This window comes from Vibrio sp. 1874 (genome assembly GCF_033344395.1).
Classification (GTDB): domain Bacteria; phylum Pseudomonadota; class Gammaproteobacteria; order Enterobacterales; family Vibrionaceae; genus Vibrio; species Vibrio alginolyticus.
Window position 1 is genome coordinate 1 of record NZ_JAWPOR010000170.1, and the last position, 1,075, is coordinate 1,075.

Annotated in this window: 1 pseudogene; it reads right to left on the minus strand. The window is 49.1% G+C overall.

Annotated elements, in window-relative coordinates:
- A pseudogene (locus R8N46_RS25385) lies at positions 1-1,075 on the minus strand (AMP-dependent synthetase/ligase); the annotation flags it as partial.

Below are 1,075 nucleotides of genomic sequence, written 5' to 3' on the forward strand. Positions count from 1 at the left end.
CGCCAATCTTCACTTGCGCGCCAGGCATCGACATACCGATAGAATCCGGATCAAAGCACTTGTCATCCCAGCACGAAATCGTCGCGGTGGTTTCTGTCATGCCGTAGCCCAACTTCACGTTGATGCCAATCGCATGGAAGAAGCGACCAATGGTTTCATCCAACTTCGCGCCACCACATGGCATAAAGTTGATACGACCACCGAGCAGTGCGCGCAGCTTACTGAGCACCAGCTTGTCAGCTCATGCGTGTGCTTTACGCAGCATCATCGAAGGTTTGCGCTTTTCTTGATGGCAAAGTGCCATTTTCGCGCCCATGTTCACCGCCCAAGTAAACATGATCTTGCGATGAATCGGTGCTCGAGACACTTTCTCGTGAATCGCTGAGAAAATCTTTTCGTAGAAACGAGGAACCGCACACATCACGGTTGGACGCACTTCACTCAAGGCATCGCGCACCTGCATTGTGTCTTGCAAGTAACAGTTCGTCGCACCTTTGTATAATACGTAGAATGTCCAAGCGCGTTCAAATACGTGTGAAAGCGGAAGGAAACACAAAGAAACATCATCTTGAGATAAGCTCAAGCGTTGGTCGTGACCTTCTAGCTGCGCTGCGATGTTGCCATAATCCAACATCACGCCCTTAGGTTGACCTGTGGTACCTGAGGTGTAGATCAGCGTAAGCAAATCATCAACTTTCGCTTGTTCCAAACGCTCATCAAGTTCAGCTTGATGGCTTGTATCGCCTTTTGCGACAAAGTCTTTCCAAGAGATAGCAAAGTCATGATCGCCAAGCTCAATATCGTCCGACATCGCAACAATCAGCTCTAACTGCTCACATTGTTCAAAAATGCTCACAGCAGCATCAAACTGAGGCTGTTCGCCAACAAACAGAACTTTTACGTCTGCGTTGTCGATGATGTATGCCGACTGAGCGGCAGTATTGGTTGGGTAGATAGGCACCGTCACGCCACGCAGTTGCAATGCGGCGAAATCAGCAATCGTCCATTGCGGCATGTTGTTCGAGAAAATGCCGATCTTATCTTGGACTCCTAATCCCTGAGCCAAAAGTGCAAG